This is a genomic window from Nonomuraea fuscirosea (assembly GCF_035917475.1).
Taxonomy (GTDB): Bacteria; Actinomycetota; Actinomycetes; order Streptosporangiales; family Streptosporangiaceae; genus Nonomuraea; species Nonomuraea fuscirosea.
The window spans coordinates 5,708,151-5,725,821 of the sequence record NZ_CP109074.1 but is presented as its reverse complement, the minus strand read 5'-3'; the positions used below and the strand labels follow the sequence as shown (position 1 = coordinate 5,725,821).

General features: G+C 70.7%; 12 protein-coding genes and 1 pseudogene. 4 read left to right on the top strand and 9 right to left on the bottom strand.

Going from position 1 to position 17,671, the window contains the following annotated elements:
- Nucleotides 1-48: 48 nt before the first annotated feature.
- Nucleotides 49-1,245, bottom strand: a complete 1,197-nt coding sequence (locus OIE67_RS26155; RefSeq protein ID WP_326644743.1) for an FAD-dependent oxidoreductase — start codon at nucleotides 1,243-1,245, stop codon at nucleotides 49-51.
- A 119-nt stretch (nucleotides 1,246-1,364) separates the two neighbouring features.
- Between OIE67_RS26155 and OIE67_RS26150 the strand changes: the two genes are divergently transcribed.
- Both OIE67_RS26150 and OIE67_RS26145 read left to right on the top strand, forming a co-directional pair.
- Nucleotides 1,365-2,234, top strand: coding sequence for an anti-sigma factor (locus tag OIE67_RS26150; protein WP_326644741.1), 870 nt, complete (start codon nucleotides 1,365-1,367; stop codon nucleotides 2,232-2,234).
- Nucleotides 2,235-2,390: 156 nt separating this feature from the next.
- The gene (locus OIE67_RS26145; protein ID WP_326644739.1) at nucleotides 2,391-4,631 is read left to right on the top strand and encodes a M64 family metallopeptidase; all 2,241 of its coding nucleotides are present in this window, start codon (nucleotides 2,391-2,393) and stop codon (nucleotides 4,629-4,631) included.
- Here the strand turns inward: OIE67_RS26145 and OIE67_RS26140 are convergent.
- The 8 genes from OIE67_RS26140 to OIE67_RS26105 form a co-directional block, all read right to left on the bottom strand.
- Nucleotides 4,575-5,570 carry a phosphotransferase family protein gene (locus OIE67_RS26140; RefSeq protein ID WP_326644737.1) on the bottom strand — a complete coding sequence of 332 codons (996 nt, stop codon included), beginning with the start codon at nucleotides 5,568-5,570 and terminating at the stop codon, nucleotides 4,575-4,577. The genes OIE67_RS26145 and OIE67_RS26140 overlap by 57 nt on opposite strands.
- Before the next feature lie 20 nt (nucleotides 5,571-5,590).
- Nucleotides 5,591-6,589: a LacI family DNA-binding transcriptional regulator gene (locus OIE67_RS26135; RefSeq protein WP_106245078.1), complete on the bottom strand. Its 999-nt coding sequence runs from the start codon at nucleotides 6,587-6,589 to the stop codon at nucleotides 5,591-5,593.
- A complete protein-coding gene (locus OIE67_RS26130) occupies nucleotides 6,570-7,982 on the bottom strand; it encodes a GH1 family beta-glucosidase (RefSeq protein WP_106245077.1) in 1,413 nt (470 codons plus the stop codon). The genes OIE67_RS26135 and OIE67_RS26130 overlap by 20 nt, the downstream gene beginning before the upstream one ends.
- On the bottom strand, nucleotides 7,979-8,809 hold the full coding sequence (locus tag OIE67_RS26125; protein ID WP_106245075.1) for a carbohydrate ABC transporter permease: 831 nt from the start codon (nucleotides 8,807-8,809) through the stop codon (nucleotides 7,979-7,981). The genes OIE67_RS26130 and OIE67_RS26125 overlap by 4 nt, the downstream gene beginning before the upstream one ends.
- The gene (locus tag OIE67_RS26120) at nucleotides 8,806-9,747 is read right to left on the bottom strand and encodes a carbohydrate ABC transporter permease (protein WP_407674882.1); all 942 of its coding nucleotides are present in this window, start codon (nucleotides 9,745-9,747) and stop codon (nucleotides 8,806-8,808) included. Before OIE67_RS26120 ends, OIE67_RS26125 begins: the two co-directional genes overlap by 4 nt.
- 60 nt (nucleotides 9,748-9,807) lie before the next feature.
- Nucleotides 9,808-11,145, bottom strand: a complete 1,338-nt coding sequence (locus tag OIE67_RS26115) for an ABC transporter substrate-binding protein (RefSeq protein WP_326644728.1) — start codon at nucleotides 11,143-11,145, stop codon at nucleotides 9,808-9,810.
- A gap of 267 nt (nucleotides 11,146-11,412) precedes the next feature.
- The gene (locus OIE67_RS26110; protein ID WP_326644726.1) at nucleotides 11,413-12,831 is read right to left on the bottom strand and encodes an RNA polymerase sigma factor; all 1,419 of its coding nucleotides are present in this window, start codon (nucleotides 12,829-12,831) and stop codon (nucleotides 11,413-11,415) included.
- A 52-nt stretch (nucleotides 12,832-12,883) separates the two neighbouring features.
- On the bottom strand, nucleotides 12,884-13,324 hold the full coding sequence (locus tag OIE67_RS26105; protein ID WP_326644724.1) for a YciI family protein: 441 nt from the start codon (nucleotides 13,322-13,324) through the stop codon (nucleotides 12,884-12,886).
- A gap of 1,434 nt (nucleotides 13,325-14,758) precedes the next feature.
- Between OIE67_RS26105 and OIE67_RS55775 the strand changes: the two are divergent.
- Nucleotides 14,759-15,568, top strand: a pseudogene (locus tag OIE67_RS55775) (ATP-binding cassette domain-containing protein); the annotation flags it as partial.
- A 71-nt stretch (nucleotides 15,569-15,639) separates the two neighbouring features.
- Nucleotides 15,640-17,625, top strand: coding sequence for an ABC transporter ATP-binding protein (locus OIE67_RS26095; protein ID WP_326644721.1), 1,986 nt, complete (start codon nucleotides 15,640-15,642; stop codon nucleotides 17,623-17,625).
- The last annotated feature ends 46 nt before the right edge of the window (nucleotides 17,626-17,671 follow it).

Sequence of the window (17,671 nt, the reverse complement as noted above, 5' to 3'; positions counted from 1 at the left end):
TGTCCACGTTGTGAGAATGCGGTTATACCTGTACGAACCCAGAGGCGGTCAAAGTTCCTTTACCGCCACGTGCTCGGGTCTGACACCGTGGCCGATGAAGCGCGGCGCCAGCAGGCCGACCAGCGGGAATCTGGTCAGGTCACGCGGCAGCCTGGTCGGGTCGAGCCGCCGGTTCAGCGCCGGGCCGATGACCCGGTTCTGCACCAGCCGCTGGGCCGCCTGGGTCACCCTGGTCGGGAGCATGCGCCGGCGCTGCAGCCGGTGCAGCGTCCGCTCGGGGATCGGCGCGCCCGCCCTGAGCGCTCCGGCCAGCAGGTTGGCGGTGGCGACCGCGTCCTGCACGGCCAGGTTGATGCCGACCCCGAAGACCGGCGACATGGCGTGCGCGGCGTCCCCGATGCACAGGAATCCCGGCCGGTGCCAGCGGCGCAGCCGGTCGAGCCGGACGGTCAGCACGCTGACGTCGTCGTAGCCGCCGATCCCGGCGACCCGGTCGGCCAGCCACGGCATCAGCCTGGCCACGGGCTCGCGCAGCGCGTCGATGCCCTGCCGGCGCATCTCGTCGTAGCCGCCCTTGAGCACGAGATAGGCCAGTTGCCAGTAGCTCTCGCGGTTGATCGCGACCATCATGCGCCCGTCGGCGAGGCGCAGGAACGTGTCGTCCCGGTCGGTGTCGTGGCGGGGGAGCCGGAACCAGACCACGTCCATCGGCGCGCCGAGGTCCTCGGGCACCAGGCCCGCGCGGGCGCGCAGCGCCGAGTACCGCCCGTCCGCGGCGACCGTCAGGTCCGCCCTGATCTCGTGCTCGCCTGACCCGTCGCGGTAACGCAGCCCGCGGACGGCGCCGCCCTCGCGGATCAGGTCGTACGCCTCGGCGTTCATCAGCAGCCGGAAGCCCGGATAGCGCTCGGCCGCCGACGTGATGAGTGTCAGGAAGTCCCACTGTGGCACGAACGCGATGTACCTGTACGTGCCCCGCAGCCCGCGCAGGTCGGCCAGCCTGACGTCACCGGCGTCGGTGACCAGACTGATCTCGTACGCCTTGCGGTGCGGGATCTTCATGAAATCCGGCGCCAGTCCCAGCTCGTCGAGCACCTGCAGCGTCGAGGGGTGGATCGTGTCACCCCGGAAGTCGCGCAGGAAGTCGCCGTGCTTCTCCAGCAGCGTCACCTCGACGCCCGCTCTGGCCAGCAGCAGGGCCAGCATCGCGCCGGCGGGTCCGCCGCCGGCAATCACACACCCCATAATTCATCACCCAATGAGATTGTCTCATATCGCCGGAAAAGAGCAAGACCGGGACCATCCGGCGTGCCCGAACGGCCGAAGTACATGCGTGAGCCGCCTCTCACACCAGGGAGTGGACGATGAAGGACGAACTCCACACCCTCTCTGGCGCCTACGCCGTGCACGCACTGCCGTACGCCGAGTGGGTGCGGTTCGAGCAGCATCTGCACGTGTGCCAGGGCTGCTCGGACGAGGTACGACGGTTGCGCGAGACCGCCGCGAAACTGGCCGAATCGGTGGCCGAGCCGCCGCCCACGGCACTCCGCGGCCGCCTGCTCGCCGCCGCCCACCGCTCCCGCGACCCTGAGAGCCGTCCCGATGACGTCCGCACCCTGCTCTGGACGGACCCGGCGACCGCGCCGCACACCACCGCCATCGAGCCGCCCGTCACCGGCGACGGGCCGCACCCCACCGCCGAGGGGCCGTACGTCGCCGCACCCGGCCCGTACCTCGTCGCTGACGGCGGGCTGCCGGTGCCGGCGCGGAGGCGGACGAGGGTCATGGCGGCGCTGACGGCCGTCTGCGCGGCGGCGGCCGTCGCGCTCGGCGTGGTCGCCTTCGACGCCCGCCGCGACCTGGAGGAGGCCGCCACCCGGAACGAGCGGCTGGTCGCGGTGCTGGCCGCGCCCGACGCCGAGACGCTGCGCCGGCCGATCACCGCCGGCGGCACGGGCACGATCGTGGTCTCCCGCGACGCGGGCGGCGTGCTGTTCACCTCGTCGGGCCTGCCGGAGCTGCCCGCCACGAAGGCGTACGAGCTGTGGCTGATGGACCCGCGCGGCCCCCGCCCGGCCGGCCTGCTGCACCGGGGCGCGGACGGGATGACCGCGCCCCTGGTGCTGGTGGCGCTGAAGCGCGACGATCGCGTCGCGCTGACCGTCGAGCCCGCCGGCGGCTCCGACCGCCCCACCACACGCCCCATCCTGCTGGCGGAACTCCCGCGCGCCTGATCGTACGGGGCCGAGCGTGCGGCCCTGTCTGGACGGGTTCTGATCAGGACATGTCCCGACCAGAACGGGTCTGATCGTGACATGTCCCCGAACGAGATGGTTTCGACCGTGATGGGGGATGGACGCGCGGGCCGCGGCGGTCCGATAGTGCTGATCATGCGTATCTTCACGGCCCTGACTCTGGCCGCCGCCATGTTATGCGTCTCTCCGGCCGTCCAGGCGAGCGCCGCCCAGGCGAGCGCCGCCGAGCCGGGCTCGGCCACGGTCGTGCCCGTGCAGGTCACGGGGACGACCGCCAAGCGGTTCAACCTGATCGTCATGGGTGACGGCTACACCGAGGCCGAGCAGGAGAAGTTCCGGGCCGACACCGACCGGCACCTCAACGTCATGTGGTCGATCGAGCCGTTCAAGTCCTACCGCAACTACATCAACGTCTACCGGATCGACATCGTCTCCGGCGAGTCGGGCATCAGCTGCGACCCCGGGCTCGACGCGCCGCGCCGGACGACCCCGCTGAGCATGGGCTTCTGGGGCCAGTGCAACCCGGGCAGCGTCCAGCGCCTGATCACCATGGACAACACCGCCGCCACCCGCTACGCCAACCTGGTCACCGGCACCACGTCGGCCAACCGGCAGATCCTCGCGCTGGGCAACAGCGGCACGTACGGCGGCGCGGGCGGCTCGTACGCCACCGCCTCCGGCAGCAACAGCATGTCGGCCCTGATCAGCCCGCACGAGCTGGGCCACTCCCTGGGCGGGCTGCAGGACGAGTACGACTACTACCAGCGCGGCGTCCCCGGCGGCCCGTACGCGGGCCCCGAGCCGTCCAGCGCCCACCACACGCTGCTCACCGAGCGCGAGATGCGCGACCAGCGCAGGAAGTGGTGGCGCTGGCTGGGCGAGCCCAGCGAGTCCGGCGGCCCGATCGGCCGCTACGAGGGCGGCATGTACGCGACCACGGGCGTGTGGCGGCCCAGCGCGCACTCGATGATGAAGACCCTCGGTTACTACTTCGACCAGGTCAGCCGCGAGGTCATGGTGCGCAGCATCACCGCCAAGACGATGGTCGTCCAGGACGCCACACCCTCGGGCGCGCCGGTCGGCGCCGACCGGGTGCTGTGGGTCGAGCCGATGCGCCCCGTCGGCCACTCCCTGGTCACCACCTGGAACGTCGACGGCCGGGACCTGCCGGGCGACCGCGACACCCTCGACCTGCGCCCGCTCGGTCTGGCCCAGGGCCGGCACACGGTCACCGCGACCGTCTCCGACCCGACCGCGTTCGTCCGCGACCCGGACGTCAGGACGGCCATGACGAGGACCCGCACCTGGACGGTGGACACCGCGATCACCACCCCGCCGGACGCCGCCGAGCCCGCGTTCGTCTCCTCCACCCCCACCGACCGGCCGCTCGGCCGCGCGGACGTCGTGTACGTGGAGACCACCCACCCCGCGCAGACCGTCCCCCAGGTCACCTGGACGCTGAACGGCACCCGGTACGAGGGCACCGACCTGGACCTGGGCGAGCTGGACCTGAAGCGGGGCACGCACACCCTCACCGCCGCCCTCGGCGGCCAGACCCTGACCTGGACGATCGACGCCACCGGACCGGCCACCGCGTACGAGCTGTCGCGCCCGCTGGCCCGCTCCGGCCACACCTACGTCTACAACGGCCCCTTCACCATGCGCCTCACCGGCACCGACGACCAGGACGGCTACGTCGTGTCGGAGTCGCGGGTGGACGGCGACGGCTGGTTCAACTACTTCGGCTGGCCCACCTCGTCGGAGCTGCCGTGGACGTTCTCGGAGCAGGGCACGACGATCGACTCGCTCGTGTACGGCAGGCTGCCGCGTGGCCGGCACACGATCGAGTACCGCTCGATCGACGCGGCCGGCAACCACGGCGATCCGGGAAGGTTCACCGTCACCACGGTCGCCCCGCCGCCCGCCTGCACCCGCACGGTCACCGGCGTGCACCGCGGCGCGCTCGTCGTGTCCTCGGGAGTCACCTGCCTCGACGGCGCCGAGGTGACGGGGGCGGTCACGGTCAGGCCCGGCGCCTCGCTGGTCGTCACCGGCGGCCGTGTCACCGGCGCGCTCACCGCCGCGGGGGCCGCGCAGGTGCACCTGCTCGGCGCGCGCGTCAGCGGCGCGCTCGCCGTGAGCGGGGCGGGCAACCTCACCGTCGTGGGCGCCGACCTGCGCGGCGCCGCGCTGCTCAGTGGCAACACCGCGCCGATCCTGTCGGGCAGCACCATCGCGGGCGCGCTCGCCTGCTCGGGCACCATGCCGGTCGACCTCGGCGTGCCGAACACGGTCAAGGGCGGCGGCGCGTGCGCCGACCTAGCCGACGGCTCCAGGGGACGTGCGTACGAGGCGGTCGAGCACCCCGCTCAGTGAAGCCGTCGCCTGGTCGCGGACCCTGGCGTACTCGTCCTCCGGGTACTGCCGGGGTCCGTTCTCGATCAGCAGGATCAGGTAGAGGTAGGCGCGGTAGAGGTCGAGCCGGATCATCGCGGCCGGCGTGAGCTCCAGCGGCGTCACCTCGCGGTAGCCCGCCAGCAGCGGATCGTCCTCGCTCAGCTCGCCGAAGATCGTCGGGGTGACGAACTCGGCGAGCGGGTCGCCCCAGAAGGCGCGCTCGTGGTCGATGATGGCCTCGATCCGCGGCGTGCCGCGCAGGTCGAGGAAGACGTTGCCGGCCCACACGTCGAAGTGCACCAGCCGCGGCGTGGTGACCTCGTCCAGCGCGGGCGCGGCGGCCTCGAACACCTCCATGATCCGCGCGGCCGGCAGCGGCAGCGGCGCCGGGTAGCGCTCGGTGTCGCCCAGCAGCGCCGCCACCATGGCCAGGAACGCCTTCCGCCACGTCGCGCCCACGATGCCGGCGTGCGGATAGCCGAACACCTCACCCGTCACCGCGTTGAACCGGGCCAGGTGCGCGCCCAGCTCCCGGCGCAGCGCGGCCTCGCCCTCGGGCTTGACGTCGTTCCACGACACCCCGTTCAGCGCGGCCAGCAACAGGTAGTCGCCGCCCAGCACCGGGTCGTCGAAACCGGCCCGCAGCAGCCCCGCCACCGGCACGCCCGCCTCCAGCGCCAGGCCGATGGCGGCGGCCTCCATGCGCAGCAGGTTGGTCTCGTAGCTGAGCTGCCGCAGGTCGGGCGGCGGCGACAGCTTGAGCACCGCCTCCCGCCCGTCCTCCAGCTTCAGCCGCCAGACGGCGTTGGCGTAGCCGTCGGTCAGCTCGGTGGCGCTGGCGACACCCGTGCCCACCGCCCGCCGGACGAGCGCGTCCAGCTCGGCGGGCGCTAACCGGCGCTTGGTCCTGCTGTCCACAAGGACCCCTCTCGCGAATGTCAGGCGGACTCGCGCCGCACCAGGTGGGTGTCGAGGATCACGACGGGCTGGCGCAGCTGCTCGCCGTTGATCCTGGCCACCAGCAGTTGCGCCATCTGGCGGCCCATCGCCTCGGTCGGCTGGTGCACGGTGGTCAGCGGCGGGTCGGCGTGCAGCGCGGCCTTGGAGTCGTCGAACCCGATCACCGCGACGTCGCCGGGGACCGCCCGGCCCTGGGCCTTGAGCACGCGCATCGCGCCCAGCGCCATCGGGTCGGACGCGGCGAAGACCGCGTCGAGATCGGGATGGGCCCGCAGCAGCTCGGTCATCGCGGTGGCGCCGCTGTGCTCGGAGAAGTCACCGTAGGCCACCAGCTCCGGCAGGCGCGAGGGCAGCAGCGCGTCGCGGTAGCCGGCCAGCCGGTCGACGCCCACGCCCATGTCCTGGGACCCGGCGATCGTGGCGATGGCGGTGCGGCCGAGGCCCAGCAGGTGTTTGACCGCCTGCCGGGCTCCTGCCCTGTTGTCCATGTCCACGTAGCTGTAGGGGTCGAGGCCGACGGGCCGGCCGCCGAGCACGGTCGGCACGCCCATCGCCTCCAGCCGCCCCGGCAGCGGGTCGGCGCCGTGCAGCGACAGGAGCAGCACGCCGTCGACGTGCTGCCCCGTCAGGTAGTGCTCCAGCCGCGCGTGCTCCTCCGGGGTGCGCGCCATCGCCAGGATGAGCTGCAACCCGGTCTCGGCCAGCGCCGAGCCGATGCCGCGGATCGTGCCCGCGAAGTACGGCTCGTCGAAGACCCGGAACTGCGACTCGGACACCACCAGCGCCACGGTGTCCGTGCGGCGCGTGACCAGGGCCCGCGCCGCGCGGTTGGGCACGTAGCCCAGCTCGCTGATGGCCAGCTCGACGGCCTCGCGGGCCTTGGCGCTGACGTTCGGCGAGCCGTTGATGACTCTCGACACCGTGCCCCGGCCCACGCCGGCCCGGGCAGCGACTGCCTCAAGAGTCGGTCGGTTCATGTGGCCTATTCTGCCGGATGATCTCCGCGTACCAGAGCGCGCTGTCCTTCAGCAGCCGTTCCTGCGTATCGAAGTCCACGTGGACCAGGCCGAACCGCTTGCCGTAACCCCAGGCCCACTCGAAGTTGTCCATCAACGACCAGGCGAAATACCCCTCCAGGGGCACCCCCGCCTCGATGGCCTCCTTGCACGCGCCGAGGTGCGCCTCCACGTACGCCCGCCGCTCCCGGTCGTGGATCCGGCCGTCGGCCAGCACGTCGTCGAAGGCGGCGCCGTTCTCCGAGACCACCATCGCGATCGGCGGGTAGTCCCGCATCACCCGGGTGAGCACCTCCACCAGGCCGTCCTCGTCGATCTCCCAGCCCATCGCGGTGACCGGCCGGCCGCCGTTGACGAACGACACGTGCTCGCTGCCCACCCACGGGGAGGCGGAGTCCGTGGGGGCCGCCGCCGCCGACGCCTTGCCGCCCGGCGCGCCCGAGACGGTGAAGCGGCTGTAGTAGTTGACGAGCAGCAGGTCGATCGGCGCGCCGATGGTCTTCATGTCGCCCGGCTGGATGAAGTCGTCCGGCTCCACCCGCAGGTCCGCCAGCACGTCCTCCGGATAGCGCCCGGTCAGCAGGGCGTCGAGGAAGAACCGGTTCTGCAGCCCGTCGATCCGCCGGGCCGCGTCCAGGTCCCGCTCGCTGTCGGTCTCCGGGGTGACCGCGTACAGGTTCACGCAGCCGCCGACACGGCGGGCGTTCATCGCCTGCACGGCCAGCCCGTGGGCCAGGTTGAGGTGGTGCGCGCCCCTGATCGCGTTCTCCGGCTCACGCCTGCCCGGGGCGTGCTCCCCGGAGGCGTAGCCGAGAAACGCGGCGCACCACGGCTCGTTGACGGTGCTCCACGTGTGCACCCGGTCCTGCAGCGCCTCGTGCACGGCCGCCGCGTAGTCCGCGAACCGGTAGGCCGTGTCACGGTTCGGCCAGCCGCCCTGGTCCTCCAGCTCCTGGGGCAGGTCCCAGTGGTAGAGGGTGAGCCAGGGGTCGATGCCGTGCCCCAGCAGCTCGTCGGTGAGCCGCCGGTAGAAGTCCAGGCCCTTCTGGTTGATCGCGCCGGAGCCGGTCGGCTGGATCCGCGGCCACGACACCGAGAACCGGTAGGCCGTCAGCCCCAGGTCCGCCATGATCGCGACGTCTTCCGCGAACCGGTGGTAGTGATCCATGGCAACGTCACCATGATGGCCGTTCAGCACCCTGCCCGGCGTCTTGGTGAAGGTGTCCCAGATGGAGACGCCGCGCCCGTCCTCGGCGACGGCACCCTCGATCTGGTACGCCGACGTCGCCGCGCCGAACGAGAAACCAGGAGGGAAGCACAGGTCGGAACGTGTCTGTTCCTCTTGAGTCGTCACGCCTTGACCGCACCTTCCATGAGTCCGCCGACGATTTGGCGGCCGAATGCGACGAATACCGCGATGAGCGGAATGATGGACAGCGCCGTGCCCGCGAAGATCAACGTGTAGTTCGTGGAGAACCTGGCGTTGAGCGAGGTGATCGCGATCTGCACGGTCGGGTTGTCCGGGGTGAGCACGATCAGCGGCCACATGAAGTCGTTCCACATGAGCATGAACGTGTTGATGCCGAGCACGGCCATCCCGGGCCGCACGGCGGGCAGCACGACGTTCCACCAGATGCGCAGCGTGGCCGCGCCGTCCACCCGGGCGGCCTCGACCAGCTCCATCGGCACGGCCTGGCGCGTGTACTGCGTCATCAGGAACACGCCGAACCCGTTGAGCAGGTACGGCAGGATGACCGCCTTGAGCGTGCCCGTCCACTCCAGGCTCACCATGAGCCGGTAGAGCGGCACCACGCCCATCTGCTGCAGCGGCACCGCCATCGTCAGCAGCACGAGCACCAGCAGCAGGTTGCGGCCCTTGAAATTGAGGTTGGCGAACGAGAAGCCCGCCAGCGTGGAGATGATCACCACGGAGACGGTGACGACCGTCGCCACGATGAACGAGTTCGTCAGTCCCAGCAGGAACTTGGCGTCCTCGTTGTTGAGCACCGCGACGATGTTCTCGCCGAGGTTGCCGCCCGGCAGGAACGGCGGCGGCACCGAAACCGCGTCGGCGTTGGTGCGCGAGGCGATCACCAGCATCCAGTACAGCGGGAACGCCGACAGGAAGACCGCCACGCCCAGCATGACCCTGGTGAGGATGGTCGGTGACCAGTTGGTCATTTCGTGCCCCCGATCCTGCGCACGAACAGGAAGTTGATCGCCGCTCCGATGAGAATCAGCAGGAACAGCAGCCAGGCGGCAGCGGCGGCGTAGCCGTAGTCGAACTCGCGGAAACCCTGCTTGACGATGAACATGGCCACCGTCTGGAACTGGCCCTGCGAGCCGCCGTCGACGTTGCCGTTGTAGAACGTGGTCGGCTCGGAGAACAGCGTCAGCCCGCCGATCGTCGAGTTCAGCACCACGAAGATCATGGTCGGGCGCAGCATCGGCAGTGTGATCTGCCAGAACTGCCGGCGCCTGGACGCGCCGTCGATCGCGGCGGCCTCGTACAGGTCGCGCGGGATCGTCTGCATGCCGGCCAGGAAGATGATCGCGTTGTAGCCGGTCCAGCGCCAGTCGACCATGGTGGCGATGGCGATCCAGGACGGGACGCGCTCGGCCCGCCAGTTGGTGTTCTCCACGCCGAACGCGCCCAGGATCCAGTTGACCAGGCCCCAGTCGCGGGCGTACAGCTGCGTGAACACCACCGCGACCGCGACCACCGACGTGACGAGCGGCAGCAGCACGCTCATCCGGATCGCCAGGCGGAACCGGAAGCGCTTGTTCAGCGCGTTGGCCAGGAACAGCGCCAGCAGCATCTGGGGGACGGTGGCGATGAGGAACATGGCCACCGTGTTCACCACGGCCCGCCAGAAGTCGTCGTCCGCCAGCAGCGCGGCGTAGTTGTCCAGCCCGGCCCACTCCGTGGTCCCGGCCAGGTCGTAGTCGTAGAGCGAGTAGTAGAGCGTGAAGGCCAGCGGGAACAGCCCGAAGGCGGCGAACAGAATGAAGTAGGGAGACACCAGGGCGTACGGCATCGCCCTGACGTCCATCCTGGAACGCCAGCGGCGACCGGGCGGACGATCACGACGGTACGTCGTTGGGGTGTCGAGGCTCATACCAGACCTTTCAGCGGCGACATGCCCGGCCCGCCGGTGGCGGGCCGGGCGGGACGGTCATCAGCCCGCGGCCTTGACCGCGTCGTCGACCAGCTGCTGCCAGGCCTTGTCGTAGGGGACGGAGCCGTCGTCCATGCCCTGGATGACCGACTCGATGGCGTTCTTGACCTGGGCGTGCTTCACGCCGAGGAAGACCGGCTGGAGGCTCGACGCCGACTTGGCGAAGATCTCACCGATGGGGGCGTCGTTGAAGAACTCGTTCTTGGCGCCCTGCACCGCGGGGTCCTGCTGCGCCTTCGTGTTGCTCGGCATGTTGCCGAAGTCGGTGAAGATGCTCGCCTCGGTCTGCGCCTGCGTCAGGTAGTCCGCGACCTGGGCGGCCTCCTTCGGGTGCTTCGACTGCTTCGGCACAGCCAGCCAGGAGCCGCCCCAGTTCCCGCCCCCGCCGGGCACCGAGGCCACGTCCCACTTGCCCGCGCCCGCGTCGCCCGCGTTGCCGCTGACCACGCCGAGCATCCAGGACGGGCAGCCGACCGTGGCGAACGCGCCCTTCTGGGTGCCCGCCGCCCACTCGTCGGTGAAGTTGCGCAGCTTGGCGGTCAGGCCCTGCTGGCTCATCTTCGAGGCGAAGTCGAAGCCCGTCCGCACCGCCGGGTTCTTGTCGACGATGAGGTTGTTGTCCTTGTCGAAGTAGGTGACGTTGCCGTTCTTGGCCGCCTCCTGATACAGGACCACCTGGTAGAGGGTGTTGGTCCCGTCAGCCCACTTGGTGTCCTTGACCTTCGCCTGGAACTGCTGGCCCACCTTCATGAAGTCGTCCCACGTCGGCCACAGCGCGCTGACCTTCTCACGGTCCGTGGCCAGGCCGGCCTTCTTGAACAGGTCCGTGCGGTAGCAGATGCTCATGCCGCCGATGTCGGTGCCGAGGCCGAACAGCTTGCCGTCGGCGGCGACGCCGTTCTCCCACTTCCACGCCGGGAAGTCAGCCTTGCGCGACTCCAGGCCGTGCTCCTTCAGGTCGGCCCACCACTCCGGGTGCGCCTTGGCCAGGCCCATGCCGCCCTCGTCGATGCCGACCACGTCACCGGCGCCGTTGCCCGCCTGCAGCCACTGGATCATCTGCGGCCAGTACTGCTGCTCGAACTGGTCGGTGAGGTGCTCCTCCTTGATCTGGATGTCCTTGTGCTCGGCGTTCCACTTCGTGATGGCGTTCTTGTAACCGAAGTTGGTGCCGCCGCCGAAGGTCTGCACGCGGATGGTGACGGGCTCAGCGGCCGCCGACGAGGCTGGAGCGCTGGACTCCGGGGTGCTGCCGGAACCGCAGGACGCGACGGTGAGCGCCGCCGCGGCCAGGGCCGAGGCCACGGCAAGACCGCCGCGACGCTTGCTGATCATCATGGTGGACCCCTTCTCGGGTGACTGGTTGGGGAGTGCACCGCGGCACACGCTCCGCCGCGGTGGGAGTCTTGGGAGCGCTCCCACAAAGGGTGCACTTAGCCGCTCTGCCCGTCAATCCCGCGAAACGGAACCGTTACCAATGGGGCGGTTTAGCGGCTCTGAAAAGGATTTACGGTATGAAACCTCGCAAAGGCCCGTTTGGGAGCGCTCCCATCTCAAGAGGCACCATTCGTGTCACATCCAGGGCAATGTCACCCAGCGTGAGCCTCAGTCGGTCTCGGCGGGCGATGTCCGGGTGACGCCTTCTGAAGCGCCGGTGTCGCCGCCGGCGGCGCGTTCCTCCACGCCGGTGCCGCAGCCGGCGGCGCGTTCCTCCAGCAGGGCGCGCTCACGCGCGTTGCGGGTCATACCCGCCGCCCGCTCGAACTCCGCCCGCGCCTCCGCCGTCCGTCCCAGCTTGACCAGCAGATCGCCGCGTACGCTCGGCAGCAGGTGATAGTCCTTCAGCGACGGCTCGTCCACGATCTGGTCGAGCAGCCCGAGCCCGACCGCCGGCCCGTACGCCATCGACAGCGCCACCGCCCGGTTGAGCTCCACGACGGGGGAGCGGGACAGGCGGGCCAGCGACTCGTACAGGCTCGCGATCCGCACCCAGTCGGTCTCCTCGGGAGCGGTCGCGCGCGCATGACAGGCGGCGATGGCCGCCTGCAGCGTGTACGGCCCCAGCCCCGTGCCGGCTTCCCCGGCTCCACCCGCTCCTCGGCCTTCGCCCCGTTCCGCGTCGCCACCCGACCCTGCGACAGCTTCGACGGGTGCCGCACCCTCCGTCCTGGACAGCTCCTCGGCCCGGTCCAGCGCAGCCAGACCGCGGTTGATGAGCAGCCGATCCCACTTCGCCCGGTTCTGCTCCAACAGCAGGATCGGCTCACCCGACGGACCCACACGGGCCGCCGCCCGGGACGCCTGGATCTCCATCAGCGCGACCAGGCCGTGCACCTCGGGTTCCGCGGGCATCAGCCCGGCCAGGACCCGGCCCAGCCGCTGAGCGTCCGCGCACAGACCGGGCCGCATCCAGTCGTCACCGGCGGTCGCCGAGTAGCCCTCGTTGAAGATGAGGTAGATGACCTCCAGCACGGAGGACAGGCGCCCGGCCAGCTCAGTGCCCTGTGGCACCTCGAACGGGACCTTCCTGTCGGCGAGCGTCCGCTTGGCCCGGACGATGCGCTGCGCCACGGTCGGCTCCGGCGCCAGGAACGCCCGCGCGATCTCGTCGGTGGTCAGCCCGCCGAGCACCCGCAGCGTCATCGCCACCCGCGCCTCCACCGACAGCGCCGGATGACAGGCGGTGAAGACCAGCCGCAGCAGGTCGTCCTCGATCTCGTCGGCCTCGGGCAGCTCCTCCTCCAGATCGAGACGGTGGCCGAGCTCGACGAGATTGCGCTGGAGCCGTTCGTTGCGCCGGATCAGGTCGATGGCGCGCCGCTTGGACACCGTCATCAGCCAGGCGCCCGGATTGCGCGGCACGCCCGACTCCGGCCACTGCTCCAGCGCCGCGACCAGCGCGTCCTGCGCCAGCTCCTCGGCCAGGCCGACATCGCGCACCAGGCCGGCGAGCCCGGCGATGAGCCGGGCCGCCTCGATCCGCCAGACCGCCTCGATGGCGCGGTGAGTGTCCGTAGCCGTCACCGGCCCATGAGACCAGCCCGCCCAGCACCCCCGCAACCCGCCTCAGTGGTGGTCAGGCGTCGGGCTGGTCCATGCCGAGCCGCTCCCGCAGCGCCTCCTCGCGCTCACGCTCCTCGGCCGGCATCGAGTCATCCGGTACGTCGGAGGCGTCGAACACCCGCCACACGTCCAGCCCGATCCCGTCGTTCCCCGGCGGCACCGGCACCCGCAACGCCCACTCGATGGCCTCCTCACGCGACTTGACCTGAATCAGCCAGAACCCGGCGATCAGCTCCTTGGCCTCCGCGAACGGCCCGTCGATCACACTCGCCTTGCCACTGCTGTAGGCGATCTGCGCCCCGTGCGAGCTGGGATAGAGGCCCTCGCCCGCCAGCAGCACCCCCGCCTTGGCCAGCGACTCGTTGTAGGCGTTCATGTTGTCCACGAGCTCCTGGCTGGGCAGTTCCCCCGCCTCGGTCTCGGGACTGGCCTTACCCACGATCATGAACTTCATCGCTCTGCTCTCCTTCACTCGTGAACGGGCGGCCACCTCGCTCGCCGCCTCTTCGTCAACGCGTCGAACGACACAACGGCGAATCGACAGCCCCGGTACACATCCTTTGCGGCCTTTCGGCACCGCACCCGAACCCCCGCCGCCGCCCAGAACCTACTCAATCCCGGCCGCCCCCTGACACCAAAAGGGATCGCACGCGAATTCCAATTCGACCACATTGGTTTGACCAGCGCCACATCGCCGGGTTACGGTCGCGTCCATGGCAGACCAATACAGCCACATCGGATTGAGATGCCGATGAAGTACGCCGCGCTGCTACGACTGGCCGGGACACGCAGACTGCTGCCGTTCATGCTGCTCAGCGCGGGTGCGGCCACACTCGGCCCGCTCAGCACGGTGCCCCTCGGCCTCCTCGTCTCCCACGGAGGCGCCATGCCGCTGATCACACTGCTGCTCGCACTGCTCGCCCAGGAACTCTGCACGGCACTCCGCGAACCGGCCGGAACCGCCACGGCCCGCCGAATCGACGGCGTCCTCCGAGACCGCGTACGCACCGCCGCCTCGAACCTGCCGCTCGCCCTCCTGGAAACACCGGCGACACAGGCGGACCTACGGCCGGCCCTCCACGGCCACCGTGGCAGGACACCGGGCACGGCGGCGGTGGCCGCGGCCGGCGAGGCGAGCCGCCTGACCTCCGCCCTGCTGGGCACGGCGATCCTGGCCCTGCACGTGTGGTGGGCGGCGCTCCTCGCCCTGACCCTCTCCCTGCTCCAGAACCACCGCATCGCCACCATGCTCGTCGGCCCCGGCGGGGCGGACACCCTGGCCGACAGCCCCGCCCAGGCCCGCCGCCGACGCTGCGCCGACTACCTGGCCGAGGTCGCGGGAGGCCCGGCCGCCGCCAAGGAACTGCGCGTCTTCTCCCTCCAGCCCTTCTTCATCGACCGGTACGTGACCGCGATGCGCGCATTCCTCACCCCGCAGTCACGCGGCCGACGAGCCGTGGTGCGCGGATACGGAACGGTGTCGGCCCTGCAGTTGCTCTCCGCCGCCGGCACGTTCGCCCTCCTCGCCTGGCACACCGGCACGGGCCTACTCGGCCCCGGTGACCTGGCGCGCTGCGTACTGGCGGCCCTCCTGGTCTTCGCCTACGGCGCGGGCAGCCACCACATGTTCGAACTGGCCCACGCAAGAGAGCCCTGCAACGCCACCCTGCGCCTCCTCGCCCCCACCCGACACCGATCCACACCCGACCACGCCACCATCGCCCCGAAAACCACCAGCAACCCACGCGCACCGAAAGACGTCTCGTCCGCCCGCGCAGCGCAGAACGGCGACGCCTCCGCACCGGAAAGTGCCTCGCTCGCCCGCCTGGCGACGGACGAGGACGCCTTCGCACCGACCCGCACCTCGTTCGCCCGCGACGGGAGCGTCCTCGCGCTGGACGGAGTCACGTTCGCCTATCCCGGTGCCGCGACCCCCCTCCTCCGCGATCTCCACCTCCACGTCCACCCTGGGGAACGACTGGCCATCGTCGGCCGCAACGGCGCCGGCAAGACCACCCTGGCCAAGCTCCTCACCGGCCTCTACACCCCCACCAGCGGCACCGCCACAATCGGCACCGCCACCTCCGGCACCGGCACCGCCACTTTCGGTACCGATACCAGCACCGGAACCACCGGCGTTGCCACCACCGCTTCCGCCACCGCGGCGGCCGTCTTCCAGGACTTCATCCGCTACCCCCTCTCCCTCCGCGACAACGTCCGCCTGGGCGACCCCGCCTTCGACGGCACCGACGCCGACGTCCTGTCCGCCCTGGAGTCGGCCGCCGCGCTCGACCTCCTGGACGTCCTCCCCGACGGCCTGGACACCCCGCTCTCGCGCGCCTTCACCGGGGGCCGCGACCTGTCCGGCGGCCAGTGGCAGAAGGTGGCGCTGGCCCGAGCCATGTACGCACTCCACCCGCACGGACGCCAGATCCTGATCGTCGACGAACCCACCGCCCACCTGGACGCCCGAGCCGAGCGCGAAATCTTCGAACGCCTGCTGCAGCGCACCCGCGGCCGCACCCTGATCCTCATCTCACACCGCTTCGCCACCGTACGCAGAGCGGACCGCATCGTCGTCCTCGACGGAGGCGCCATCGCAGAGGAAGGCGACCACGCCGAGTTGCTGGCCGCGAACGGCCACTACGCGCACTGGTACCACCTCCAGGCAAACCTGATCACCCAGGACGCCCCATGACCACGAACCCGCCCCCGCCCCCGGCCCCGTCCCCCGAAGCGACGTCCCCCGGGACCACCTCCACGGATGCCGTGACGGCTGGCGCCACAGCCGCCCCGGAAACCTCCACGCGGGTCACGACCGGCGTAACGTCCACCCCGGCGACCTCCACCACGTGGGGCACCCTCCGCACCCTGCTGGTTCTCGCCTGGCACACCAACCGCCGCGCCGGCCTCGTCCTGACCGCGTTCCTCCTGTCCGGCGCGCTCAGCCACGGCCTGGTCGGCGTCTTCCTCCGGGAGTTGACCGACGCCGCCACCGCAGGCCAGGCCGTCCGTGCCGCGCTCTGGGCCGTGGCGGCGGGCGCGTCCCTGGCGACGGGCGTCGCGCTCGGCCGCGCCGAACTGGCCCTGATGCAGGACCTGGCCGAACGCATGGGCCTGTCCGTCCAGGAGGAGATCCTCACCCTCACCTCGTCCATCCCCACCATCGAACACCTGGAACGCCCCGCGTACCTCGACCGGCTGCGGACGCTGCGCGAGGAGAGCTGGCACCTGTACTTCGCGGTGTGGGCCCTCGCCCTCGTGGTGGAGCACACGGCCCAGATCGCGTTCGGCGTGGGGCTGATGGCCGCCGTACACCCGCTCCTCCTGCTTTTGTTCGGCGCAACCGTCCTGCCCTCCCTCCTGGTCCGCGGCCGCGCAGCCCGCCACATCGACGCCGCCGTGGAACGTACCGCCGAGACCACCCGCCTGGAGGAAGCGCTGTCGGAAACGATCACATCAGCCGGCTCAGCCAAGGAAGCCCGCCTGAGCGGCGCCGCACCGGTACTGGGCACGATGGCCGGCCAAAGATGGGAGCAGACCTCGGCCGCTCTGACCGAAGCCGGGTTCCGAGCCGCCCTGCTGACGTTCGCCGGCTCGGCCACGTTTCTGGCCGGCTACGTCTCGGCCCTCGGCTACACCGCCTGGCTGGCCCGAAACAGTCAGGCCACGGCGGGGGACATCGTGCTGGTGGCCACGGTCGGCGTCCAGTTCGTCACCCAAGCCTCTCGCCTGGCCTTCCACTTCGGCTCGGTCGCCTCAGGCCTACGCGCCGTCTCCCGCCTGTCCTGGCTCCGCCACTACGCCACCACCACCCACCCGAACACGACGGAGCTCTCCGTCTCCCAGCCCCCTCCCACACCGACAACGCCGGACGTCGGAACCGCTCGCCCAGCCTCGCCGGCTTCCTCCATCGAGCAGCCTGTTCCCGAACCGACCGTCCCAGACGGCGGCGGCTCCCGGGACGAGCAGCCGCTGGACAAGCACCTGGACCACGGCATCACCCTGCGCCAGGTGTCATTCGCCTACCCCGGCACGTCCCGCCAGGTCCTGCGTGACCTCGACCTTCATCTGCCCGCCGGATCCACCGTCGCCCTGGTCGGCTCGCACGGCTCGGGCAAGACCACCCTGGCCAAGCTCCTGTGCGGCCTCTACCGCCCGGACCACGGCGAGATCCTGGTGGACCACGTCCCCCTCGACCACCTGGCACCCGAGTACTGGCGTCACCGCATCAGCGCGGTCTTCCAGGACCTGGCCCGCTTCGAACTGACCGCCGCCGAGACGGTCGGCGTCGGCGACCTGCCCCGCCTCCACGACTTCACCGCCGTGGCAACCGCACTCACCCGCGCCGACGCCACCGGCCTCATGGCCGACCTCCCGCACGGCCCGGCCACCGAACTGGGCGACACGTTCGAGCACGGCGTACGCCTGTCGGGCGGCCAGTGGCAGAAACTGGCCCTGGCCCGCGCGTCGATGCGCGACGCCCCGCTCCTGCTGGTGCTGGACGAGCCGACCGCCTCCCTCGACGCGCCGGCCGAGAGCGCGGTCTTCGCCCGCTACGCCGAAGCCGCGCGCCGCCACCCCGGCGCCGTCACCCTGCTGATCACCCACAGGTTACCGACCGTCCGGATGGCGGACCTGATCGTGGTCCTCGACAACGGCCGCATCGTCCAGCAGGGCACCCACGCCGACCTGGTCACCCGCCCCGGCCCGTACGCGGACCTGCACACCATCCAACGCGACGCGTTCACATGAGCTCAGCGAGAACGCCACCCGAGAACAATTCAGCGACACCCGAAAA